This is a genomic window from Actinoplanes sp. ATCC 53533 (genome assembly GCF_003947245.1).
Genome location: NZ_QHHV01000015.1, coordinates 153,764 through 176,965 on the forward strand (window position 1 = coordinate 153,764; position 23,202 = coordinate 176,965).

19 protein-coding genes are annotated in these 23,202 nt (G+C 71.3%); 16 read left to right on the plus strand and 3 right to left on the minus strand.

Annotated elements, in window-relative coordinates; all coding sequences use genetic code 11:
- Window positions 1-63 precede the first annotated feature (63 nt).
- Genes DMB66_RS06295 through DMB66_RS06315 form a run of 5 tightly spaced genes read left to right on the plus strand, consistent with a single transcriptional unit; the run spans window position 64 to window position 5,372 of the window.
- On the plus strand, window positions 64-1,059 hold the full coding sequence (locus DMB66_RS06295) for an ABC transporter permease (RefSeq protein WP_125803047.1): 996 nt from the start codon (window positions 64-66) through the stop codon (window positions 1,057-1,059).
- Entirely contained in the window at window positions 1,056-1,874 is an 819-nt protein-coding gene (locus DMB66_RS06300) for an ABC transporter ATP-binding protein (protein ID WP_125803048.1), read from the plus strand. The genes DMB66_RS06295 and DMB66_RS06300 overlap by 4 nt, the downstream gene beginning before the upstream one ends.
- Window positions 1,871-2,722 (plus strand): ATP-binding cassette domain-containing protein, encoded by an 852-nt coding sequence (locus DMB66_RS06305; protein WP_125803049.1) that lies wholly within the window; start codon window positions 1,871-1,873, stop codon window positions 2,720-2,722. The genes DMB66_RS06300 and DMB66_RS06305 overlap by 4 nt, the downstream gene beginning before the upstream one ends.
- On the plus strand, window positions 2,719-4,002 hold the full coding sequence (locus DMB66_RS06310) for an alpha/beta fold hydrolase (RefSeq protein WP_125803050.1): 1,284 nt from the start codon (window positions 2,719-2,721) through the stop codon (window positions 4,000-4,002). The genes DMB66_RS06305 and DMB66_RS06310 overlap by 4 nt, the downstream gene beginning before the upstream one ends.
- Window positions 3,999-5,372, plus strand: a complete 1,374-nt coding sequence (locus DMB66_RS06315) for an aminopeptidase P family protein (RefSeq protein WP_125803051.1) — start codon at window positions 3,999-4,001, stop codon at window positions 5,370-5,372. The genes DMB66_RS06310 and DMB66_RS06315 overlap by 4 nt, the downstream gene beginning before the upstream one ends.
- A gap of 260 nt (window positions 5,373-5,632) precedes the next feature.
- Here DMB66_RS06315 and DMB66_RS06320 read toward each other — a convergent pair whose 3' ends face one another.
- Window positions 5,633-6,202 carry a TetR/AcrR family transcriptional regulator C-terminal domain-containing protein gene (locus tag DMB66_RS06320; RefSeq protein WP_125803052.1) on the minus strand — a complete coding sequence of 190 codons (570 nt, stop codon included), beginning with the start codon at window positions 6,200-6,202 and terminating at the stop codon, window positions 5,633-5,635.
- Between the two features lie 56 nt (window positions 6,203-6,258).
- Here DMB66_RS06320 and DMB66_RS06325 point away from each other — a divergent pair, with 56 nt between their 5' ends.
- From DMB66_RS06325 to DMB66_RS06335, 3 genes are all read left to right on the plus strand, one after another.
- The gene (locus DMB66_RS06325) at window positions 6,259-7,509 is read left to right on the plus strand and encodes an FAD-dependent monooxygenase (protein ID WP_125803053.1); all 1,251 of its coding nucleotides are present in this window, start codon (window positions 6,259-6,261) and stop codon (window positions 7,507-7,509) included.
- A gap of 119 nt (window positions 7,510-7,628) precedes the next feature.
- On the plus strand, window positions 7,629-8,219 hold the full coding sequence (locus DMB66_RS06330) for a MarR family transcriptional regulator (protein WP_125803054.1): 591 nt from the start codon (window positions 7,629-7,631) through the stop codon (window positions 8,217-8,219).
- Window positions 8,216-8,680, plus strand: a complete 465-nt coding sequence (locus tag DMB66_RS06335; RefSeq protein WP_125803055.1) for a hypothetical protein — start codon at window positions 8,216-8,218, stop codon at window positions 8,678-8,680. The genes DMB66_RS06330 and DMB66_RS06335 overlap by 4 nt, the downstream gene beginning before the upstream one ends.
- Window positions 8,681-8,709: 29 nt before the next feature.
- Here DMB66_RS06335 and DMB66_RS06340 read toward each other — a convergent pair whose 3' ends face one another.
- Complete coding sequence (locus tag DMB66_RS06340; protein ID WP_125803056.1) at window positions 8,710-9,516, minus strand: RNA methyltransferase; 807 nt, start codon at window positions 9,514-9,516, stop codon at window positions 8,710-8,712.
- A 77-nt stretch (window positions 9,517-9,593) separates the two neighbouring features.
- Between DMB66_RS06340 and DMB66_RS06345 the strand changes: the two genes are divergently transcribed.
- Both DMB66_RS06345 and DMB66_RS06350 read left to right on the plus strand, forming a co-directional pair.
- On the plus strand, window positions 9,594-10,724 hold the full coding sequence (locus DMB66_RS06345; RefSeq protein WP_125803057.1) for a MalY/PatB family protein: 1,131 nt from the start codon (window positions 9,594-9,596) through the stop codon (window positions 10,722-10,724).
- Between the two features lie 2,095 nt (window positions 10,725-12,819).
- Entirely contained in the window at window positions 12,820-14,214 is a 1,395-nt protein-coding gene (locus DMB66_RS06350) for an FAD-binding oxidoreductase (protein WP_305025050.1), read from the plus strand.
- Between the two features lie 77 nt (window positions 14,215-14,291).
- Here the strand turns inward: DMB66_RS06350 and DMB66_RS06355 are convergent, their stop codons facing one another.
- Window positions 14,292-15,593, minus strand: a complete 1,302-nt coding sequence (locus tag DMB66_RS06355) for a hypothetical protein (protein WP_370318340.1) — start codon at window positions 15,591-15,593, stop codon at window positions 14,292-14,294.
- An 84-nt stretch (window positions 15,594-15,677) separates the two neighbouring features.
- Between DMB66_RS06355 and murD the strand changes: the two genes are divergently transcribed.
- The 6 genes from murD to ngcE all read left to right on the plus strand — a co-directional run bounded on the left by murD (window position 15,678) and on the right by ngcE (window position 23,162).
- Window positions 15,678-17,030: a UDP-N-acetylmuramoyl-L-alanine--D-glutamate ligase gene (murD, locus tag DMB66_RS06360; protein ID WP_125803059.1), complete on the plus strand. Its 1,353-nt coding sequence runs from the start codon at window positions 15,678-15,680 to the stop codon at window positions 17,028-17,030.
- A gap of 360 nt (window positions 17,031-17,390) precedes the next feature.
- Window positions 17,391-18,365, plus strand: a complete 975-nt coding sequence (locus tag DMB66_RS06365) for a MurR/RpiR family transcriptional regulator (RefSeq protein WP_125803060.1) — start codon at window positions 17,391-17,393, stop codon at window positions 18,363-18,365.
- 53 nt (window positions 18,366-18,418) lie between these two features.
- Window positions 18,419-19,726, plus strand: coding sequence for an extracellular solute-binding protein (locus DMB66_RS06370; protein WP_125803061.1), 1,308 nt, complete (start codon window positions 18,419-18,421; stop codon window positions 19,724-19,726).
- A 79-nt stretch (window positions 19,727-19,805) separates the two neighbouring features.
- On the plus strand, window positions 19,806-20,792 hold the full coding sequence (locus DMB66_RS06375; RefSeq protein WP_125803062.1) for a carbohydrate ABC transporter permease: 987 nt from the start codon (window positions 19,806-19,808) through the stop codon (window positions 20,790-20,792).
- Window positions 20,792-21,691 carry a carbohydrate ABC transporter permease gene (locus DMB66_RS06380; protein WP_125803063.1) on the plus strand — a complete coding sequence of 300 codons (900 nt, stop codon included), beginning with the start codon at window positions 20,792-20,794 and terminating at the stop codon, window positions 21,689-21,691. The genes DMB66_RS06375 and DMB66_RS06380 overlap by 1 nt, the downstream gene beginning before the upstream one ends.
- A 34-nt stretch (window positions 21,692-21,725) precedes the next feature.
- Window positions 21,726-23,162, plus strand: a complete 1,437-nt coding sequence (gene ngcE / locus DMB66_RS06385) for an N-acetylglucosamine/diacetylchitobiose ABC transporter substrate-binding protein (protein ID WP_125803064.1) — start codon at window positions 21,726-21,728, stop codon at window positions 23,160-23,162.
- Window positions 23,163-23,202: the final 40 nt, after the last annotated feature.

Below are 23,202 nucleotides of genomic sequence, written 5' to 3' on the forward strand. Positions count from 1 at the left end.
GGCCGCACCGAACCACGGCCTCGCAGGCGAGGGCCAGAAGGGCATGCCAAAGGTGGACACAGCATGACGCGCTACCTGGTGCACCGGGTCGCCGGGATGCTCGTCGTGCTGTTCCTGGTGTGCCTGTTCACGTACGTGGTGTTCTTCGTCCTCTCGCCGGACCCGGCGGTGCAGATCTGCGGCAAGAACTGCACCCCGGACCGGATCGACCAGATCCGCGCGAACCTCGGCCTGGACGATCCGTTCTGGACCCAGTTCGGCCAGTTCCTGCAGGGCCTGGTGGCCGGCAGAACCTACGGCGCGGGCTCGTCCGTGGTGAACTGCCCGGCGCCGTGCCTGGGCTACTCGTTCCAGACGTCGCAGATCGTCACCGACATGATCGTGCAACGGCTGCCGGTGACCGCGGTGGTGGCCATCGGCGCGGCCGTGCTGTGGCTGTTCGCCGGGGTGATCGGCGGCCTGGTCAGCGCGGTCCAGGAGGGCCGCTTCGCCGACCGGTTCATCGCCGGGCTCACCCTCGGCGGCATGTCGGTCCCGAACTACGTGCTCGCGCTCGCCCTCCAGTACGTCTTCGTGGTCCAGCTGCAGTGGCTGCCGTTCCCGCAGGCCGTCCCGTTCGCCGACGACCCGGCACAGTGGTTCGGAAATTTCGTTCTGCCGTGGACGGTGCTGGCGATCGGATACGCGTCGGCGTACACCCGGCTCACCCGGGCCAACGTCATCGACACGCTGAGCGAGAATTTCGTGCGCACCGCGAAGGCCAAGGGGCTGCGGCCCGACCTGGTCTGGCGGCGGCACGCGCTGCGCCCGGCGCTGACCCCGGTGGTCACCATCGCCGGCATGGATTTCGCCGGCCTGCTCGGCGGGGCGCTGATCACCGAGACCGTGTTCGGGATCAACGGGGTGGGCAAGCTCGCCGCCGACTCGATCACCAAGAACGACCAGCCGGTGATCATGGCTGTCACGCTGCTCGCCGCGTTCTTCGTCGTGGTCGGCAACATGGTCGTCGACCTCTTGTATTCGGCGATCGATCCCCGGGTGCGGGTGGGTTCATCGTGAGCGACACCCTGCTCGACGTGCGGGAGCTGTCGGTCTCCTTCGGGGACGTGTGCGTCGTCGACGGGATCGGCTTCGACCTGCCGCGCGGCGGCGCCCTCGGCATCGTCGGCGAGTCCGGCTCCGGCAAGTCGATGACCAGCCTCGCCGTGATGGGCCTGCTCCCGGCCGGGGCGAGCAGCACCGGTGGCATCGTCTTCGACGGCGTCGACCTGGCCACCCTGACCGAGCGCCGGATGCGCGCGATCCGCGGCGACCGGATCGCGATGGTGTTCCAGGATCCGCTGTCCTCGCTGAACCCGTATTACACGGTCGGGATGCAGATCGCCGAGGCGTACCGGTCGCACCGCTCCGGGGTGGGCCGCCGCGCGGCCCGGCAGGCGGCGATCGAGGCGATGGAGCGGGTGCACATCAGGGAGGCCGGCCGCCGGGTGGACGACTACCCGCACCAGTTCTCCGGCGGCATGCGGCAGCGCGTGATGATCGCGATGGCGCTGATCACCGAGCCCGAGCTGATCATCGCGGACGAGCCGACCACCGCGCTCGACGTCACCGTGCAGGCCCAGATCCTCGACCTGCTCGCCGAGGTGCGCCGGGACACCGGCGCGGCGCTCGTCCTCATCACCCACGACCTGGCCGTGGTCAGCGCGGTCGCCGACCGGGTGGTGGTGATGCACCGCGGCCGGGTCGTGGAGACCGGCGCCGCCGAGCAGATCTTCTCCGATCCGCGGCACGAATACACCCGGGCACTGCTCGACGCGGTGCCCCGGATCGACGACGAGATCGGCGAGCTGCGCGACACCGGAGGAGACCGATGACCGGCGAGCCGCTGCTGCGCGCCCGCGACCTGGTGAAGGAATTCCCGGTGGCGGGCACGGCCCGGCTGCTGCTGCCGGCGAAGAAATTCACCGCCGTCGACGCGGTCTCCTTCGACCTGTACGCGGGCCGCACGCTCGCGCTGGTCGGCGAGTCCGGGTCGGGCAAGTCCACCACCGCGCGGCTGGCCGCCCGGCTGATCGACGTCACCTCCGGAACCGTGCACCTGGACGGGCGGGACATCACCACCCTGCGCGGGCGCGACCTGCGGGGCGTACGCCGTGCGGTGCAGATGGTCTTCCAGGACCCGTCCTCCTCGCTGAACCCGCGGCACACCGTGGAACGGATCGTCACCGCGCCGCTCGTCTACCAGCGGCTGCCCGTGCCCGGCGGCATCCGCCGGTTCGCCCAGTCGCTGATGGAGCGGGTCGGGCTGGAGCCGGACCACGTCGACCGGTACCCGTCGCAGTTCTCCGGCGGCCAGGCCCAGCGGATCGGCATCGCCCGGGCCATCGCCATCGGGCCCCGGGTGCTGGTCTGCGACGAGGCGGTGTCGGCACTGGACGTGTCGGTGCAGGCGCAGATCATCAACCTGCTCCGCGGGCTGCAGCGCGAGGAGGGCTTCGCCTGCCTGTTCATCGCGCACGACCTCGCCGTGGTCCGGCAGATCGCCACCTCGGTCGCGGTCATGACGGCCGGCAAGGTGGTCGAGGCGGGCGACCGCGACGAGGTGTTCGACCGGCCGCGGCATGAGTACACCCGCCGGCTGCTGGCCGCCGTGCCGCGGATCCGCCCCGAGTGGGAGGCCGCCCGGCGGCGCAACGCTTCGGAAAGGGAGGCGGCCCGGTGATCGAGTATCCGATCCCCGGCGCCTGGGTTCGGGAGTTCACCGTCGAGGCGCCGCTCGACTGGGACAACCCGGGCCGCGACACCGTCCGGCTCTTCGTCCGGGAGTTGGCCGACCCGGACCGGCGGCACGACGACCTGCCGCTGCTCACCTTCCTGCAGGGCGGCCCGGGCGGGGCCAACCCGCGGCCCACCGCGGTGAACGGCTGGCTGGCCGAGGCGCTGCCGCACTACCGGGTGGTGCTGGTCGACCAGCGCGGCACCGGCGGCAGCACCCGGGTCGACGGCACGGTCATCGCCGGATTCCCGGACCCGGCCGAAGCGGCCCGGTATCTGCTGCGCTTCCGGGCCGACTCGATCGTGCGCGACCTGGAGCACGTACGGCGGCAGCGGTATGCCGGCCGGCGGTGGGCGACCCTCGCCCAGAGCTACGGCGGATGGCTGACCCTGACCTACCTGTCACACGCACCGGAGGCGCTGACCGCCTGCTACGTCTGCGGCGGCATCCCGGGCCTGCCACCCGATCCGGAGGAGGTCTACCGGCGTACGTTCACCCGGGCGGCAGGCAAGACCGCCGACTTCTACGACCGCTACCCGCAGGACGTGGCCGCGGTCGCCGCCATCGCCGACCGGCTGGCGGCCGGCGACGTGGTGCTGCCCGACGGCTCGCCGCTGTCCGTGCGCCGGTTCCAGACGCTCGGCGGCGAGCTCGGCATGGGCCCCGGCCACCTGCGGCTGCACTGGCTGGTCTCCGAGGCGTTCGCGCCGGGCGGCCACCTCACCGACGCGTTCCTGGAGAGCGTCCAGGTCAAGACGTCGGTCGCGGACAATCCGCTGTTCTGGACCCTGCAGGAGTCGATCTACGGGGACGGCCCGAACGGACCGTTCCGCTGGGCCGCCCAGCGCGAGCGGGACCGGCGGCCGGAATTCGCCGGTGACCGGCGGCCGCTGCTGTTCACCACCGAGATGGCCTTCCCCTGGATGTTCCGGGAGATCCGCGCGCTGCGCCCGTTCGCCCCGGCCATGGCGGAACTGGCCGCGCTTCCGACCTGGAGCCCGCTGTACGACCCGGACCGGCTGGCCGCCAACGAGGTGCCGCTGGCCGCCGCGGTCTACGCCGACGATGTGTTCGTCGACGCCGGGCTGCAACAGGACACGCTGGCCCGGGTCGGCGCGGCCCGGGCCTGGGTGACCAACGAGTTCGAACACGACGGCATCGGCAGCGGGCGAGTGTTCACCCGGCTGCGCGAGATGATCCGCGATCGGGGAGGAGAGCGCCGATGACCCGGGACACCCGTCCGCCGTACGCCGGAACCCGGCCGCCCAAGCTGGCCGACGACAGCCCGGGCTTCCTCGCCCGGATCGGCCACGGCTGGGCCGAGCGGCAGGTGCCCGCGCCGGTCGACGACGCGGCGGCGAAGGCCGCGGCGGCGCACCGCGCCCGGTTGAGCGAGCGCTTCCCGGACCGCACGCTGGTGCTGTCCGCCGGGCATGCCCGGCACCGCAACGGCGACGCCGACTACCCGTTCCGGCCGGACAGCGACTTCGTCTGGGCCACCTCGTGCCAGGCCGAGGGCGCGGTCCTGGTGCTGCGCCACCGGCCCGGCGGCCACGACCCGGTGCTCTACCTGACGCCCCCGGCCGGGCCGGGGGAACGCGACTTCTTCGCCAGCGCGGCACACGGCGAGCTGTGGGTCGGCCCGTCCGCCGGCCTGGCCGCCTGGTCCGCGGCGCTGGACCTGCCGGTCCGGCCGGTGAGCGAGTACGCCGCCCCGGCCGACGCCGTGCGGCCGGCCGAGCTGTCCCGGGTGGTCTCCGGCCTGCGCATGATCAAGGACGACTGGGAGATCGCCCAGCTGCGCGAGGCGGTCGAGCACACGATCGGCGGATTCGCCGCGGTCGCCGCTGAGGTGCCCCGCGCGGTCGCCGGAAACCTGGGCGAACGCTGGCTGCAGGGCACCTTCGACCGGCACGCCCGCACCTTCGGCAACGGGCCCGGCTACAGCACCATCGTCGGCTCCGGCGAGCACGCCCCGGTGCTGCACTGGGTCCGCTGCGACGGCCCGGTCCGGCCCGGCGAGGTGCTGCTGCTCGACATGGGCGTCGAGGCGAAGTCCCTCTACACCGCGGACGTCACCCGCACGATTCCGGTCGGCGGCGGGTTCACCCCGACGCAGCGCGCGGTGCACGACCTGGTCGAGGCGGCCCACCGTGCGGGGATGGACCGGGTACGGCCCGGCGCGCACTATTCCGACTTCCACTTCGCCGCGATGGAGGTGCTGGCGCACGGGCTGGCCGACTGGGGCCTGCTGCCCGTGTCGGTGGACGAGGCGCTCGCCCCGGAGGGTCAGCAGCATCGCCGCTTCCTGGCCTGCGGCATCGGCCACCACCTCGGCCTGGACGTGCACGACTGCGGCAGTTCCGGTTACGAGCAGTACCAGGGCGCGCCGCTGGAGCCGGGCATGGTGCTGACCGTGGAGCCCGGCCTGTATTTCCACGCCCACGACGAGACCGTCCCGCCGGAACTGCGCGGCATCGGCATCCGCCTCGAGGACGACCTGCTGGTCACCGAGACCGGCCAGGACGTGCTGTCCGGCGCGCTGCCGATCGACGCGACCGGCCTCGAACGCTGGACCCGCGAGCAGACCCGGTGATCCTCGTCCGCCGGTAGCTCGCGTGGCCCGGCGCTTGCGGAGGCCGGGCGCCGGGCTGGTGCGGAGGTGACAGGTGAGCTCCTCAAGCCAGGCCGTTGTCGGCCAGCCACTGCGGGTCCGGCGCCACCATCTGCAGCACCTCAACGAGCAATCCGTCCGGGCCGGCGACCTGGAACCGGCGCTGTCCCCACCTCTCGTGACCCTCGCCGAACGTGCACGAGGTCGCCCGGACGCCGTGACGCCGGTGCGAGGGCCGGCGTTCAGCGCAGGATTTTGGCGACGCCGAAGGTGAAGCGCTCCTCGAAGGACTCCTCCATCAGCACCGGGGCCACCCGCCGGAGCGCGGGGCGCTGCCCCACGTCGAGGTCGCGGGTGAAGCGCCCGGGCAGCGCCTGCTCCTCCTGGGTGAGCCCGACGACGAAGTAGACCAGGCTCCAGCAGGTCCAGGCCGCCTCCCGCGCCGGCAGGCCGCCGTCGAGCAGCGTCGCGACCAGCGCCTCGGCGAAGTCGAGGGTGGCCGGCTCGGCCGCGTAGGTGCCGGCCACCACCACCGCGCCGTCGCGATGAGCGAGCAGGGCGGCCCGGTAGCGGCGGGCGAGTTCGGTGGCCCGCTCCCGCCAGTGCTCCGGCAGGCCGTCGAGCGAGGCGCCACCGACGATCGCGTCGGCCATCAGCTCCAGCAGCCGGGCCTTGCTCTTCGCGTGCCACAGCACGGTGTTCATCCGTACGCCGAGCCGCTCCGCGATGGCGCGCATCGAGACGGCCGCCGCCCCCGAATCGTCGAGGACTTCGAGGGCGACCCGCACGACATCCGCTTGACTCTTGGTCACTGACCTAGTCTACTCGACACGCATTCGTTGGTCAGTGACCAAGAGAGGGTTGACGCATGGAAGACGTTGTCATCGTCGGAGCCGGGCCGACCGGCCTGTGGCTTGCCGGGGAATTGCGGCTGGGTGGCGCCTCCGTCACGGTCCTGGAGGCGCGCGAGGAGCGGGACCCGAACTCGAAGGCACTGACGATCCACCCCCGTACCATCGAGATCCTCGACTGCCGGGGCATCGCGGGGCCGTTCCTGGCCGAAGGTTCGCGCATCCCGAACGGCCACTTCGGCGGCCTGCCGGACCGGATGGACTTCGCGGTGCTCGACACGCCGTACCCGTTCACGCTGGCGCTGCCGCAGGCCCGTACCGAAGAACTGCTCGAAGCCCGCGCCGATCGGATGGGCGCGACCATCCGCCGGGGTTGCGCGGTCGCCGGCCTGGCGGGCGACGGCGTGCGCTTGGCGGACGGAACGGTGGTCGAGGCTCGATACGTGGTCGGTTGCGACGGCACCCGCAGCACCGTCCGCACCGCCGCCGGCATCGACTTCCCGGGCACGGACGCCACCACGTGGGGCTGGCTCGGCGACGTCGTGCTCGACTCACCGCCCGACCGCGGCTTCGCGAGCTTCGCCGGCCCGGCCGGCGGCCTGATGGTCGTGCCGCTGCCCGGCGGGATCCACCGCCTCGTCGGCGGCGACCCGGGCACCGACGGGCCCGAATGGCCCGGCGAGCTGACCCTCGACGAACTGCGGGCGACCGTACGGCGGATCGCCGGCACGGACTTCGGCATGCGCGACCCGGTCTGGCTGTCCCGCTTCGGCAACGCCACCCGGCAGGCGGCGGCGTATCGCAAGGGCACCGTGCTGCTGGCCGGGGACGCCGCCCACGCGCACTTCCCGACCGGAGGCGTCGGCATGAACGTCGGCATCCAGGACGCGCACAACCTCGGCTGGAAGCTCGCCGCCGTCGTCACCGGGCGCGCGGACGGGACGCTGCTCGACACCTACCACGAGGAACGGCATCCGGTCGGGGCCGAACTGCTGGAACACACCCGCGCGCAGACCGCCCTGATCACGGCGTACGCACCCGAGGGCCGGGCGTTGCGGGCGGTGCTGAGCGGACTCATCGCCGCCGCGCCGGACATGTCGCGGGAACTCGCCGAGCGGCTGTCCGGGCTCAACGTCGCCTACGAAACCGGCAAGCGCGTCTCCAACCTGGAATTCCCGGACGGCGGCACGCTCTTCGAACGGCTGCGCACGGGCGAGCACGTCAGGACCTCGGCAGGACTCGTGCGGCCGGACGGCCACCTCGCCTGAGCACCGAGCGACTCATCGAGGTCGAGATCGCCGCCGCGATCGAACGCTGACCGGGTCTATGCGGGTTCGGTATCGGGCTCTGTTGGAGCATGCGGATTATGCAAGGTAGTGTGCAAGGTGTGCAAGGAAGGTCCCGCCTCCTCCCGCTGCTGCGCTCGCCACTGCTGGGCGAGCTGCTGGCCTGGATCTACCTGCACCCGGAGACAAGCTACTCGGTGACGGAGCTGGCCCGCCGACTCAAATCCTCCCAGTCGACCGTCAGCCGGGAGGCCGACCGACTGGTCGAGGCAGGCCTCGTCAGCGAAGAGCGGCGGGGAAACATGCGCCTGCTTCAGGCGGATCTCACCAGCCCGCTCGCTCGCGCGCTCGCCGAGGTGCTCGCCCTGACCTACGGACCCGCCGCGGTCCTGGCTGACCTACTTCCGCCGGTGGACGGCGTGGACGAGGCATACATCTATGGGTCGTGGGCGGCGCGCCATGCCGGCGAAGCCGGCCCTCCGCCGCGCGACGTGGATGTGCTGGTGGTGGGCGACGCGGACGAGGACGACCTGGCCGACGTGGCGTTGGCGGCGGAGCGGCGGCTGGGCCGGGAGGTCAATATCCACCGGGTGTCCGTAACGACTTGGCGGTCGCCCGGCGGTGATCCGTTTCTGACGTCGGTGCGATCCCGCCCGTTGTACCCCATCGTCGAGCATGGAGACCGCTCATGAGGTGGCAGCAGGGCCGTGAAGCCCTTGACGGCATGATCGCGCGGGGCGAGTTGGAGAGGGTGCCGGCCAGCCGCGAGCACGCAGACGTGATGCTGGCACAGGCGCGCCGGCATCTCGCCTCGGCGGTCGCCATCGCCGACTCGGACCCGGCCGGCGCATACCAGCTGCTGTATGACGCCGCGCGTAAGGCCTTCGCCGCCGTGTTGGAGAACCAGGGCGTACGGGCGACGAGCCGTGGTGGGCACATCGCGGTGCGCGACGCAGTCACCGCCCAGCTCGATCCGCCGCTGGGTGGGGTGTTGCGCCCGTTCGACCGCCTCCGACGGCGCCGCAACCAGGTTGAGTACCCTTCCTCGGCAGCACCCAGCGTCAGTGCGGAAGAGGTCGAGCGCGATGTGCCCAAGGTCGAGCAGATCCTCGACGTAGCAGCCAGAGTGCTGGACCAGATGAGTCCGCTGTAGCTCCCCGTGGCTGAAACACGGGCGGGTGCTCAGGCTGTCTCGGTGCGGGAGAGCTCCCAGAAGGCGATGGCGGCCGAGGTCGCGACGTTGAGGGAGTCGACGTTGTTGTGCATCGGGATGGCGACGCGAACGTCGCTGGCCTGCAGCGCCTCGCGGCTGAGGCCGGGTCCCTCGGCGCCGAACAGCAGCGCGGGCCGTTCCCGCTGGGCGGCGGTGAGGTGCTGCAGGGCGACGGCGTCGGGGGCCGGGGTCATCGCGAGGAGAGTGAAGCCGGCGTCCCGGATGGCGGCGAGGGTCAGCGGCCAGTTCTCGGTCTTGGCGTACGGGATGGCGAAGACCTCGCCCATGCTAACCCGCACCGCGCGGCGGTAGAGCGGATCGGCGCAGGTGGGGGAGAGCACGACCGCGTCGATGCCGAGGGCGGCCGCGCTCCGGAAGAGGGCACCGAGATTGGTGTGGGTGTTGAGGCCCTCGAGAACGGCCAGCCGCCGGGCGCCGGCCAGGAGCTGGTCCAGCGGCGTCAGGTCGCGCCGGTGGAACGAGGCGAGGATGCCGCGATGGACGTGGAATCCGGTCACCGATTCGAGGACACTCGGTGCCGCGGTGTAGAGCGGCGCGTCGGCGGGCAGGTCGCTGACCTGGTCGACACGCTTCTCGTCGACCAGCGCGGAGCGCAGCTTGTAGCCCGCGCGCAGGGCACGGTGGATGACCAGCTCGCCCTCGGCGATGAACAGCCCGTTCGGCGGCTCCCACCGGGTTCGCAGCTCGAGGTCGGTGAGGGCGCGGTAGTCGGCGATCCGCGGGTCGTCGGGGTCGGTGATGCTGAGTGCTGGCACATACCGCATTGTGCCTACCGACGACGGGCCCGCCGCTGCCGGTAGCCTTCGGGGAGCCGGGACGCGAGGATGAGTTGATGTTCGACGACTCGCTGGAGACCCTCCGCAAACGCCGCAGCGCGAAGTGGCGCACCTACCCCGCCGACGTCCTGCCCCTCGCCGTCGCCGAGATGGACTGCTCGCTCGCCCCGCCGATCACGGCCGCCCTGCGCGAAGCGGTCGACGCCGCCGACACCGGCTATTCGGCGGCGCAGCCGGACCTCGGCGCGGCGATCGCCGGCTTCGCGGCCCGGCGCTGGGGCTGGGAGCTGGATCCGGCCGCGATCACCGCGGTCGCCGACGTCGGCGTCGGCGTGGTCGAGCTGCTGCGGATGCTCACCCGCCCGGCGGACGCCGTGGTGATCAGCCCGCCGGTCTACCCACCGTTCTTCCAGTGGCCGGTGGAGGCCGGCGCCCAGCTCCGCGAGGTGCCGCTCACCGCGGACTTCCGCCTGGACCTGCCGGCCCTGGAGGCGGCCTTCGCCGCCCATCCGGCGGTCTACGTGCTCTGCAACCCGCACAATCCGGTCGGCCGCGTGCACACCCACGACGAGCTGGCCGCTCTGGTCCGGCTGGCGCGACTGTACGGCGTGACGATCGTCAGCGATGAGATCCACGCCCCGCTGGTGCTGCCCGGCGCCGAGTTCACGCCCCTGCTCTCGATCCCGGGTGCGGCCCAGGTGGCGGTGAGCGTGGTGTCGGCGAGCAAGGCCTTCAACCTGGCCGGCCTCAAGTGCGCGGCGATCGTCACCGGCGACCCGGCCATGGCCGCGCTGGTCGAACGCTTCCCCCACGACGTCCGCTGGCGCACCGGGCACTTCGGCGTGCTGGCGACGGTGGCGGCCTTCACCGAGGGCGACGCCTGGCTGGACGAGCTGCTCACGGAGCTGGACGCCCGCCGTGCGGAGCTGGGCGAGCACCTGCGCACCCGGCTGCCGAAGGTCGGCTGGCTCCCACCGGAGGCGACGTACCTGGCCTGGCTGGACTGCCGCGCGCTGGGCGAGGACGACGAACCGCGCGAGCTGTTCCTGTCCCAGGGCCGCGTCGGACTGGAGCCCGGCACCCGCTTCGGCGCGCGCGGCGCGAGCTACGTTCGGCTGAACTTCGGCACGAGCGCGGATATCCTCGACGAGGCGACCGCCCGGATGGCGCGCGTCACCGCCGGGTAGCGGCGGCAGCCCGGACGCGGCGGCAGTACGGTTGTACTGTTCGCGTCGTTCTGCCGTCGGGGGTGCGCAGGTGTCGTCCGGATCAGACCCCCACTTGCTGGCGCTGCTGCGAGCCATCAGGCTCCGGCTGGCGGCACCGGACGCGGTCGCCGCGGGCGCCGCCGACACGGCCGCGGCCCTGACCGCCGCCGCCGAAGACCAGTCACCAGAGCCGCCCAGCGGCGAGCCGGTCCACCCCGACTGGCTGATGCACCCCGACTGGCCCGCCGCGGCCACCGGCGGGGACCGATCCGTGCCGGAAGGCCAGCCACCGCAGGCCCCGGCGGATCAGCGCGGCTCGGATCAGAGCGGCTCGGATCAGAGCCGCCTGGATCAGAACCGGCCGGATCGGAGCCGCCCGGATCAGAGCAGCTCGGATCGGAACCGCCCGGATCAGAACCGGCTGGATCAGAACCGCCCGGATCAGAACCGGCTGGATCAGAATCGGCTGGATCAGCTCCGGTCCGGGGGATTGCCGTCCGATCAGGCTGCATCGGATCACGCCGGTGGTGGGTCTGAGCTTCCCGCCGCGCATCCGTTTCGGGATGCCGGGGCCGGCAGCGTGCCGCGTGCCGATCGGGCGACGGCCGACGCCGAGGGCCGAAGCTTCCGGGCCAGTGTCGGGCCGATGCCGGGCGGTCCGCGCCCGCCCTATCAGCCGCCTTCGTCGCCGGGCACCGTGCCCTCGCCGCCGAGCGGTCCGGTGCCGTCCGCGCCGCCGCCGAGCGGTCCGGTGCCGTCCGCGCCGGCGCCGGGCGGCGGTTCCGGCCCTGGTCAGGTGGATCCGGGCGCGGGTGGCTCGGTGCCGGTGCCATCGTCTCCCGGCAGTGACCTGGCTGACCTTCTGACGCCGATTCCGTGGAGAGTTGACTCACCCAGGTGGACGCCGGGTCGTTCCGGCGTCACGCCGCCGGGTGGCTGGCCCGTGCCCTCCGCACCTGACGATGACGATTCCGGTCAGAGTCCCGATATTTCCGGTGAAGGTGGGGTGAGGCCTTATCCGGCCGGTTCGGGCTTCTCGCGTCGGTCTGGCGCGATCCCGGGCCTTCCCTCGGCATTCAGCACCAATCCGGTACCCGGAGCGGCTCCCTTCGGTCCCGGTTCGGGCGGGGCTGCTGGCTCGGGCGGGGGCGCGGGCACAGCTCCCGGTGTGGGTTCTGGTCCGGGTGTGGTTCCCGGATCGCTTCCTGGCGGCGGTCCGACCCGCGGCGCAGGTTCGCCTCCGGGCGCGGGCCCCGGCACGTCGCCACCTGGCGGCGCGCCTGTTCCCGGCATGCCCACTCCAGGCACCAGCGTCCCCGGCGGCCCGGGTGCTGGTGGGGTGCCTCCCGGCGGCACCGCCTCGGGTGGCCTGGTTCCCGGTGGCTGGGGCGGCCCGATTTCCGGCGGTGGCCACGGACCAGACACAGGCCAGGGCCTTGGCAGCGCACCGGGCGCCTCGGGCGCACTGGGTACGTCGGGTGCACTGGGTACGTCGGGTGCACCGGGTGCACCTGGTGCACCGGGCACCTCGGGCGGACCAGGCACCTCGGGCGGACCGGGTACGTCGGGTGCACCGGGTACCTCGGGCGCACCGGGCGCACCGGGTGGCACCCCAGGTGGTCGGGTGCCGGGTGGTCCGGTGCCAGGGAGTTGGCCTGGCGGTCGGACGCCAGGGAGCCCGCCGGGAGTCCCGGGATCGGGCGGTCAGGCACCGACCGGCGCACCAGGCGGTCACCTACCGGGTCAAGTCCCGGGCGGCCAGCTGCCGGGCGGTGTGCCGGGCAGCCCGCTACCGGGCAGCGTGCCAAGCGGTCTGCTACCAGGCGGGAACGCGCCGGGCACCGTGCCGGGCGGCCCCGGTATGCCCGGTACTGGGCACCCGCCCGGTGCCGCTCCACCTCCGGGAACCTCGCTCATTCCGGCGACCCGGCCCGGCACCGTCGTCCCGACCGGTCCATTCCCCACCACTCCCATCCCCACCAGGCAGGGACCGGGCGGCCTAGGACCCACCGGCCCGGGATCGGGTGGCCAGGGATCGGGTGGCCTCGGCACGCCCGGCGGCGGGACCCCGCCTGTGCCCGGCAGGCTGCTTCCCGGCGTACCCCGTCCCGGCGCCACCACCCCGTACCCGCCCGGCGCCGGACCGTGGCCCGGCGGCATACCCATCTCCCCGCGGTCCACGACCGAGCCCGTCAGTGGCATTCCCGGCATCGGCGGCCCGCGGGCGGCCGGGCCGCAGTGGCCCGGCGATCCGGTCCAGGCCACCAACCCGGTCGGTGCGCTGCGGATGCCGAGCTTCGCCGAGCCCGTCACCGCCCGCCCGGCCGCGCCCGCCGACGGCATGGACCCCGCCGACGACGCCGCCATGCGCGAACTGGCCCGGCTGCTCGGCAACAGCCTGTCGCTGGCCGGCGGCTCGGAAGAGGTTGCCGGCCGGCTGCGGGCAGCCCTCGCCCAGGCGCAGCCGGCGCTGTTCCTCCGGCTGCCCGGCGGCGCGGCCGCCCAGACGGAGCAGCTCGCCGAGGCGCTGAACTGGCTGGTGCACCACCTGGATCAGCCGCCGGTGCTGGTCGCGGCGTGTGGCCGACTCGGTGCGGCGCTCGCCGAGTGTGGGGTGGCGCCGCAGCAGTTGCAGCTTGCCGGTGCCGCGCTCGCCGAGGCGATGCGGGCCGGCATGGCCGCCGGTGGCTGGCGGCAGGACTTCGACCAGGCCTGGCGCTCGACGTGGCAGCACGCCTACGAGTGGATCGCGCACGGGATGGCCGCCGCCGCGTATCAGCCGACGGTGTGGACCGCCGTCGTGGTCGGGCACGAGCGGCGGCGGGATGATCTTGCCGTGTTGTGGCTGAGACCGTATTTGCCCATGCCCTACCGGCCCGGTCAGTATGCCCGGGTCGAGGTGCCCGGTCAGCCCGGGGTGTGGCGGCCGTATTCGCTGACCGGCGTGCCGCGTCGGGACAACATGGTGGAACTGCACGTGCGGGCCAAGAGCCACAGCGGGGTCAGCGGTGCCCTCGTCTATCAGACGGCCGTCGGTGACAAGGTGCGGATCGCCCGCGCCGAGGGGGAGATGGGCCTGCCCGCGTCCGGGCGGGATCTGCTGATGATCGCCGGGGACACCGGGGTGGTCCCGCTCAAGGCCCTGCTCACCGAGCTCGCGTCGACCGGGGACCCGCGGTCGGCGGTGCTCTTCTGGGGCGTCCGCAACCTCAGCGAGCTCTATGACGTCGACGACATCATGGACATCGCCCGCGCCTGCCGCCGGGCCACGGTGATCCCGGTGATCTCCGAGGGCGAGGCCGGCCCGTACGCCAGCGGCCTGGTCACCGACGCGGTCGCCGCCTATGGCGAATGGTCCGGCCACGAGGTCTATCTGGCCGGGCCGCCGCTGATGCTGGCCGTCACGAGCGCGGCGCTGCAGGACCTCGGCGTAGCGCCGGAACGCATCCACCACGACAAACCGGATTGACCGCTGCTCGCCACACCGCGCCACACCGCGCCGCGCCGCGCCGCAGGATCGAACCGCGAAATGGCAATTGGTCCGGATCAGGCCAGCGCGTCCGCCAGGATCTTGGCGTAGGCCGGCGGCACGAAGGTCGTTCCGCTCGGGGTCAGCACCTCGTCGCGGGAGGCCGCCGCCCACGCCTCGGCTGGCACGGCCGCGCGCAGCGCCGTGATCACCGGCGCGTCCCGCCACTGCGGGTCGTCGCCGAGCATCGTCAGCGCGACCAGCGACTCCTCGACCTCGCCGACGCATTCGAACGGTTTGTGCGCGTCGATGCCGAGCAGTTCCAGGTAGCCCGGCACCTGGGCCGGGTCGGCGAACAGGTCCCGGCCGAAGATGCGGGTGAGCCGCTCACGCGGTATCGACGGCGCCATGGCCAGCGCCACGAAGCGGCACTTGGGGCAGTCGCCGCACCAGCGGACGGTCGGGTCGTGCAGCTTGAACGCCTTGTTGCAGCTCGTCACCACGTCGTCGTAGGCGGTGTGCCGGGCGAAGAGCTGGGCGATGTGCAGCTCCGACAGCGAGCGCAGCAGCGAGAAATACGGCTCGGTCAGGCCGGCGTGTGCGGTGACCGCGGCCCGGAGCAGGCCCTCGGCGGCGAGGCCCTTGGACCACTGGTGGTTGATCTCGTGACCGTTCCAGATCAGGTTGGGGTCGGAGGCCGAGCGCTCGTTGGACATCACGACCGGGCCCAGGCCGTGCAGCGCCGCGGTGGCGATCGCGACAAGCGAGTTGATCGCGGTGACCGGGATGTGCCCGTTCAGCGCGCCGGCCTTGTTCAGCTCGAACAGGCGGGGGTCCAGCTTGCGGCGGGCGGCCAGGGCCGTCAGCCCCGAGGCGGTGTTGACGTTGACGATCACCGGGTTGGGGTTGACCGAGAACGGCACCGGGTCCAGCCCGGCGGCCCGGAGGATTTCCAGCGTGACGATCGAGTCCTTGCCGCCACCGACCGCCGACAGCGGCCGCCCCTCCGCATTGTCCACCGGAGCAGCCGCAGCCGACTCCGCAGGCGTCGAAACCGACAGCCCGAGCACGTGCGGCAGCTTGTTGACGTAGGCGTACTCCCCGAGGCCGTGGGTGTAGACGGCCGTGAACAGAGCAGCAGCCGAAGCCGGCACCGCGACCGGCGCCTCGATCCGCGGCGGCGCGCCGACCTTGTAGTAGCTCACCCCGGCGACGACATGCAGCAGCTCGAGCACCTTGAAGAAGTGCGCGGGCGGCGCGGACGGGCCGAGCGGGAAGGTGATGGTCTCGGTGAACTCCAGCGGTGCCGGGCCGTCGAGCAGGTAGTCGAATTCCGCGACCCCCGTCGCCGGATCGAACCTGTATGCGGGGAACCGCATGACCTCGAACTGCGCACGCACCCGGAAGCTCCCGTCGTAGGACCAGCGAGCCATACTAGTGCGACTCGACCGAGGGAGACGACAGTGCGCTTGGCAGACCTGCGCGGACGTTCCGTAGCCGTCTGGGGGACCGGCCGGGAGGGCCGGGCCGCGGTCACGGCCATCGCCGCGCATGGTCCTTCGCGCCTGATCGCGGTGGACGACAGCGCGAATTTCCTGTCCGTGCCCTGGGAGGGCGAGCTGGCCGGGCTGGCGCCGCTGGCCGGTGGTGACCACGCCCAGGCCGCGCTGATCGCCGCCGACGTGGTGGTGCGCTCGCCGGGCGTGCCGCAGACCCACCCGTGGATGGCTCAGCTGCGCTCCCGGGGGGTCGTCGTGACCGGCGGCAGCGCGCTGTGGCTCGCCGACCACGCCAACCGCACCATCGGGGTGACCGGCAGCAAGGGCAAGAGCACCACCGCCGCGTTGATCAGTCACCTACTGGCGGCCGTCGGCCGGCCGAATTTCCTCGGCGGCAACATCGGGGTGCCGCTGCTGGATCTGCCCCCGGCCGAGCAGTACGTCCTCGCACTGTCCAGCTACCAGTGCAGCGACCTGACCGACTCGCCGCGCGTCGCGGTCGTGACCTCGCTGTTCCCCGAGCACCCGGACGAGCACGGCGGCGAGCAGGAGTACTACCGCGACAAGCTCAACCTGCTGGCGTACGGTCCCGAGCTGATCGTGATCAACGGTGCCGACGACCGCCTGGTCGCCGAGACGGTGACGCTCAAGGACGCGAACGGCTTCGCGGCGATCCCGGCCGCCGGCGGCGACTCGCGGTTCCGGGTCGAGGACGACGGCCAGGTGTATTGCAGCGACGAGGCGCTGTTCCCGCGCGACACGTTGAAGCTGCGGGGCCGGCACAACGGGCGCAACCTCTGCGTCGCCCTGGCGGTGCTGGACGGCATGGGCCTCGATGTCGTCGGCCTGCGGGAGACCCTGCGCGGGGCGGTCGCGTCCTTCGAGGGGCTGCCGCACCGGCTGGCGGAGATCGAGGACCCGTCCGGGCTGACATTCGTGGACGACGCGCTGTCCACGAGTCCCTATTCGGCCATGCACGCGATCGACGCGTACGAGGGTCGGCCGTTGACCGTCCTGGTCGGCGGCACCGACCGCGGCCTGGACTACGCCCCGCTGCGGGAGCACCTGGCGGGCCGGGAGATCACCGTGATCGGCCTGCCGGACAGCGGGCCGCGCATTCTCGCGGAGCTGGCCGGGCTGGCCGGCGTGCGCACGGAGGCGGCGGAGGATCTGCCTTCGGCGGTACGCCTGGCGCGCAAGCTCACGCCGTCCGGTGGGGTGGTGTTGCTGTCCCCGGCGGCGCCCAGCCACGGCCGTTTCCGCAACTTCGAGCACCGCTCCGAGGTCTTCGCTCAGGCGGTGCGCGACAGCGCTTAACCGGTTCTGGGCAGAATTATTGCCAGAGCCACCCGAGTTTCAAGACGCCCTCGCGGATTGCGGGGGCGTTTCTTGTTGCCCTTACGCTCCGCCGAACAGTCGATTGCGGTTCGCCCGTTTAGGGTCAGCGGCAACCCCGAAAGCCGATGAGCAAATCGGTCTAAACGGGTGCATGTGATGGCTGTCACGCCGTAACGGCCATATGCGGATCGAGGTACGTCAACCGACGGTGGGCGCCGCGTGTTCGTCGCCGCGCCCTAGGTAACGGTTTGAAAACTTCACCCACAGTCTTGACACAGGGGGTCGGAAAGTAAGAACTTTTACCGCGACAGTTAACACTCCTTCTTGAAGGGACGGCCCATGGTCGAGCCAGACGCAGACGGCACCGCAGCGACCGCGGTCGTCGACTCGCTGGTGCGCGACCAGGCCCCGCCGCCGCTCACCATGAACAACTCGGACGGGGTGCTGGTGCGGGTGCGCACCCTGCTTCCCGAGTTCACCGGCGCCCTGCAGCGGGTGGCCGAGCAGGTCCTCACCGACCCGGCCGCGGCCTCGCGGGCCACCATCGTCGAGCTGGCCGAGCGCAGCGGCACCTCGCCGGCCACCGTGACCCGGTTCTGCCGGGCGCTGGGCTTCGACGGCTACGCGGACCTGCGCCTCGGCATCGCCGCGGAGACCGGCCGGGCCCGCGCCTCCGGCTGGACCGTGGACATCGGCCGCGAGATCCAGCCCAACGACCCGCTGGAGCGGGTGCTCGGCCAGATCATGGCCGCCGACACCCGGGCCATGCACGACACCGCCTCGCTGCTGGACCTGGCCGAGGTCGAGCGGGCCGCCGTGGCCATCGCCACCGCGCCCCGGGTCAACATCTTCGGCGCCAGCGGCAGCGCGCTGGTCGGCGAGGAGATGCAGTTCAGCCTGCACCGCATCGGGGTGGCCGCCTGGGCCTGGACCGATGTGCACAACGGCCTGGCCAGCGCCGCGCTCTCGCGGACCGGCGACGTCGCCCTCGGCATCTCGCACAGCGGCGAGACCGGCGAGACGATCGAGCTGCTCGCCGAGGCCAGCAGCCGCGGCGCCACCACCATCGCGCTGACCAGCTTCCCGCGCTCGCCCCTGGCCGAGCTGGCGGACATCGTGCTGCTCACCGCCACCCAGGCCACGACCTTCCGGCCGGACGCGCTCTCCGCGCGGCACCCGCAGTTGGTCGTCCTCGATCTGCTCTACGTCGCCGTCGCCCAGCGGACCCACGAACGTTCGCACGCGGCCTTCCAGCGCACCGCCCAAGCCGTCCACGGCCACAAAGCCGTGAAGGACGGGAGCTCCGCCCCATGAATGTGATCTCCCCTATCACCCCCACATATCTCACTTCGCTCAGGAGGAACAGCGTGAAGCGCAGAATCGCGGTTGCCGCGACCCTCGCCGCGACATTGCTCGGTGCCGCCGCGTGCGGCTCGGACAGCGACAGCGGCGGCGCCCCCAACGCCAACGCTTCGGTCAACGGCGCCGGCAAGACCATCAAGGTCTGGCTCATGGTCGACGCGCAGTCCGGCTGGCCCGAGGTCGTCAAGCAGGCCAACGACCGCTTCACCGCGGCGACCGGCGCGCAGGTGCAGGTCGACTACCAGCAGTGGACCGACCACCTGGCCAAGCTGGACACCACCCTGGCCGGCAACGACGTGCCCGACGTGGTGGAACTGGGCAACACCGAGATGCCGAAGTACGTCTTCAACGGCGCCTTCGCCCCGCTGGAGAAGTCACAGTTCGAGAACTCGGCGGAGTGGCTGACCGGCCTCTCCGCCCCCTGCGAGCTCGACGGCAAGACCTACTGCGTGCCGTACTACGCCGGCGCCCGGGTCCTGCTCTACCGCACGGACCTGTTCGACAAGGCCGGCCTGGCCGCGCCGAAGACCTACGACGAGCTGGTCAACGCCGCCAAGGTGCTCAAGGAGAAGAACGGCAGCGACAAGCAGTTCTCCGCCTTCTACATGCCGGGCAAGTACTGGTACGCCGCGATGGCGTGGGTGCACGGCAACGGCGGCGAGATCGCCAAGAAGGATGGCGACAAGTGGGTCGGCGCGCTCTCCGAGCCGGGTGCGCAGGCGGGCCTGACCAAGTGGGCCGAGCTGGCCAAGACCTACTCCAGCGGTGACCCGACCAAGGACGAGAACGACCAGGACGCGGTCTACGCGCAGGGCAAGTCCGGCATGCTGTACGGCAACGGCTGGGAGCTGGGCGCGGTCCAGGAGCAGCCGAAGGACCCCAACAACCCGGCCTCGGCGAAGGTCAAGACCAAGGTGAACGGCAAGGTCGCCACCGCGCCGCTGCCCGGCATCCCGTCCTTCCTCGGCGGTTCGGACGTGGCCGTGACGGCGAAGAGCCCGAACGCCGACCTGGCCGCCAAGTGGGCGCAGATCTTCACCGACGCCAAGTCGCAGGAGGGCCTGATCGCCAAGGGCGTGCTGCCCAACGCGACCTCCCTGCTGGACAAGGCCGCGGCGGTCAAGGGCAACGAGGCGACCGCGCTGGCCGCCAAGGAGACCTGGTTCGTCCCGATGGCGCCGAAGTGGTCGGACGTCGAGTCGGCGAACGTGCTGCAGAACATGCTGGTCAGCATCGCCACCGGCAAGGCCACCGTGCCGGCCGCCGCGAAGGATGCCGACTCGAAGATCAACGAGATCCTCAACGCCGCCTGACGATGAGCGTGCCGCCCGACCGGCTCGGGCGGGCGGCACGACCCGGCACCGCACTCCTGCGCAGAGAGGTAAGGGACCGATGTCCGTCGTCGACTCACCGTCCGCCCCGCCGGCCCAGCAGCCGCCGGCGTCGGCCCCGGCCGGTGGGCGCGCCCGGAGCAAGCGTCGTTCGGCCACGAGCGGCGGCTTCGCCCCCCTCGCGCTCACCCTGCCCGCGATGCTGCTGCTGGCCGGCCTGCTCGGCTATCCGCTGGTACGGATGGTCGTGCTGTCGTTCCAGAGCCTCGGGCTGCGCCAGCTGTTCGGCAACCTGGCACCGGACAACGTCGGGTTCGCCAACTACGTCAAGATCTTCACGGACGCGACCTTCTACCAGGTCGTCGCCCGTACGGTCGCCTTCACCGTGGTGTCGGTGCTGCTGACCCTGCTGCTCGGGCTCGGCGTCGCGCTGTTGATGCGCCGCGTCGCGCCGAGCGTGAAGATCGCCATGATCGTCGCGATGATGTTCGTCTGGGCGATGCCGCAGCTGGTCGCCACCCAGACCTTCCGCTGGCTGGTCGACTCGGACTTCGGCGTGCTGAACTACCTGATCGACCTGCTGCCCGGCGTCGACTTCGCCAACCACAGCTGGTTCGCCGACCCGATCCAGGGCTGGTCCGTGATCACCTCGATCGTGGTCTGGGCCGGCATCCCGTTCATCGCGATCACCCTGAACGCCGGTCTCACCCAGGTGCCCAAGGAACTGCTCGAGGCGGCCGTGGTGGACGGCGCCTCGGCCTGGCAGGCGCTGCGCTCGATCACCCTGCCGATCCTCAAGCCGCTGCTGATCATCGTCACCACGCTGTCGGTGATCTGGAACTTCGGCCTGTTCACCCAGGTCTGGGGCGTGCGCAACGGCCGGCCGGAGGAGGAATACCAGGTGCTCGCGACCTGGGCGTACAGCACCGCGTTCAACAACAACAACTACGGGCTGGGCTCCGCGATCGCCGTGGTCACCGTGGTGCTGCTGCTCGGCGTGATGGCCTTCTACATGCGGCAGATGTTCCGGATCGGAGACGTGGACTGATGGTCGCCACCGCACCGCGGGCCGCCGTACGCAAGCGGCGCCGCCCGTCCCGGGAATCGGACACCCCGACCGTCGGCCGCAGCCGGGCCGGCACGATCGCCGCCAACACCCTCGGCGTGCTCTTCGCGATCGTGATGTTCTTCCCGGTCTACTGGGTCATCAACACGGCGTTCAAGCCGGCGCCGGAGATCCTCCAGTTCGATCCCACCTTCTTCCCGCACACCTTCACGCTGGACAACTTCCGGTCCGCGTTCAACGCGCCGTTCTTCCAGCAGGACCTGCTCAACGGCGTGATCGTCACCTGCGGTGCGGTCGTCGGGGCGCTGTTCGTCGGCTTCCTGGCGGCGCTGGCCATCGCCCGGTTCCGGTTCTACGGCCGCAAGGCGATCATCCTGGTCGTCCTGTCGGTCCAGATGGTGCCGTTCATCGCGATCCTGATCCCGCTCTTCCTGATGCTGCAGAAGGCGAACCTGACCAACAGCCTGGTCGGTATCACCCTGGTCTACATCGTGCTGATCCTGCCGTACACGGTCTGGACCCTGCGGGGTTTCATCAGCGCGATTCCCCGCGAGCTGGACGAGGCCGCCCTGATCGACGGTGCCAGCCGCTTCCAGATCTTCTGGAAGGTCATCCTGCCGCTGACCGGCCCCGGGCTGGTCGCCACCTCGGTGTACGGCTTCATCCAGGCCTGGAACGAATTCATCATCATCAACACCCTGAACGACCAGGCCCATCAGAACCTGATGGCCTGGCTGCTGCAGAACCAGACGAGCCGGGGGACCTTCTGGGGTCCCCTCATGGCGGGGTCGATCCTGACCGCCCTCCCGGTGGTCATCTTCTTCCTGATCATCCAGCGCAACATCGCAACCGGCCTGACGGCTGGCGCCGTCAAGGGCTGACCCGGCACCGCATCAACATCTGAGGAGAGAGTGCATGACTGAGATCTTCAAGCCCGAGGTCGACCGCCGGACGCTGCTGCGCCGCGCTGCCGCCGTGGGCCTGCTGGCCACCCCCGCCGTCACGATGCTGAGCGCCTGCGTGGGCGGCGGCAGCGACGACAAGGACGCCGCCGCGGACAAGCCCGCCGGCACGGTCTCCGCGACCAACCCGCTGGGCATCAAGGAGGACGAGCCGCTGGAGATCATCATCTTCAACGGCGGCCTCGGCACCAAGTACGCCACCGACGTGGACATCCCGTCGTACAACAAGCTCTTCCCGAACTCCAAGGTCACGTTCAACCAGGCCGAGGAGATCTCGACGGTCGTGCAGCCGCGGTTCACCGCGGGCAACCCGCCGGACATGATCAACAACTCCGGCTCGAAGCTGATGGACCAGGGCGCCCTCGTCCAGGCCGGCCAGGTGCAGGACCTGACCGAGCTGTTCGCGGCGCCGTCGGTGGACATCACCGGCAAGACCGTCAAGGACACCCTGATCCCCGGCACGATCGAGCAGGGCACGTTCAACGGCAAGCCGTACGTGCTGAACTACGCGTTCACCGTCTTCGGCCTCTGGTATTCCGGCAAGCTGTTCAAGGACAACGGCTGGACCGTGCCGACGACCTGGACGGACTTCACCGCGCTGCTCGACAAGATGAAGGCCAAGGGCATCACGCCGTTCGGCTACGCCGGTGCGAACGCGCCGTACTACATGTTCACGCTGCTGCTCACCAGCGCCGCCAAGATCGGTGGCGCCGACATCCTCAAGAACATCGACAACCTCGAGGACGGCGCCTGGACCAACGACGCCGTCAAGCAGGCCGCCGCCGCGTGGGCCGAGGTCGGCGCCAAGTACTCCAACAAGGCGTTCCTGGGTCTCAAGCACACCGAGGTGCAGCTGCAGCAGAACCAGTACAAGGTCGGTCTGTACCCGTCCGGCTCCTGGCTGGAGAACGAGCAGGCCAAGGACACCCCGGCCGGCTTCGACTACCAGCTCATGCCGGTGCCGAGCGTGACGACGGCCGACAAGCTGCCGGTCACCGCCCTCTTCGCCGCGGCCGGCGAGCAGTACTTCGTCGCCAGCAAGGGCAAGAACCCCAGGGGCGGCATGGAGTTCCTGCGCCACATGCTGGCGAAGTCCTCCGCCGTGGGCTTCACCCAGCTCACCAAGACGCTGACCGTCGTCGCGGGTGCCACCGATGGCATGGAGATCAGCCCCGGCCTCAGCTCCGGCAACAAGGCGCTGGGCGCGGCGGGCGCGGACACCTTCAGCTTCCGCTTCGACACCTGGTACAAGAAGCTGGACGACGAGGTGCGCGCCGCCACCAACGAGCTGATCTACCAGGGCGGCACCGCCGACAAGTTCTGCGCCCGGGTGCAGAAGGTCGCCGACGCGGTCAAGAAGGACTCCTCCATCCAGAAGTTCACCCGCTGACCTTCTGAGTCACGTACCCCGCAATCACGGACGGAGCTAG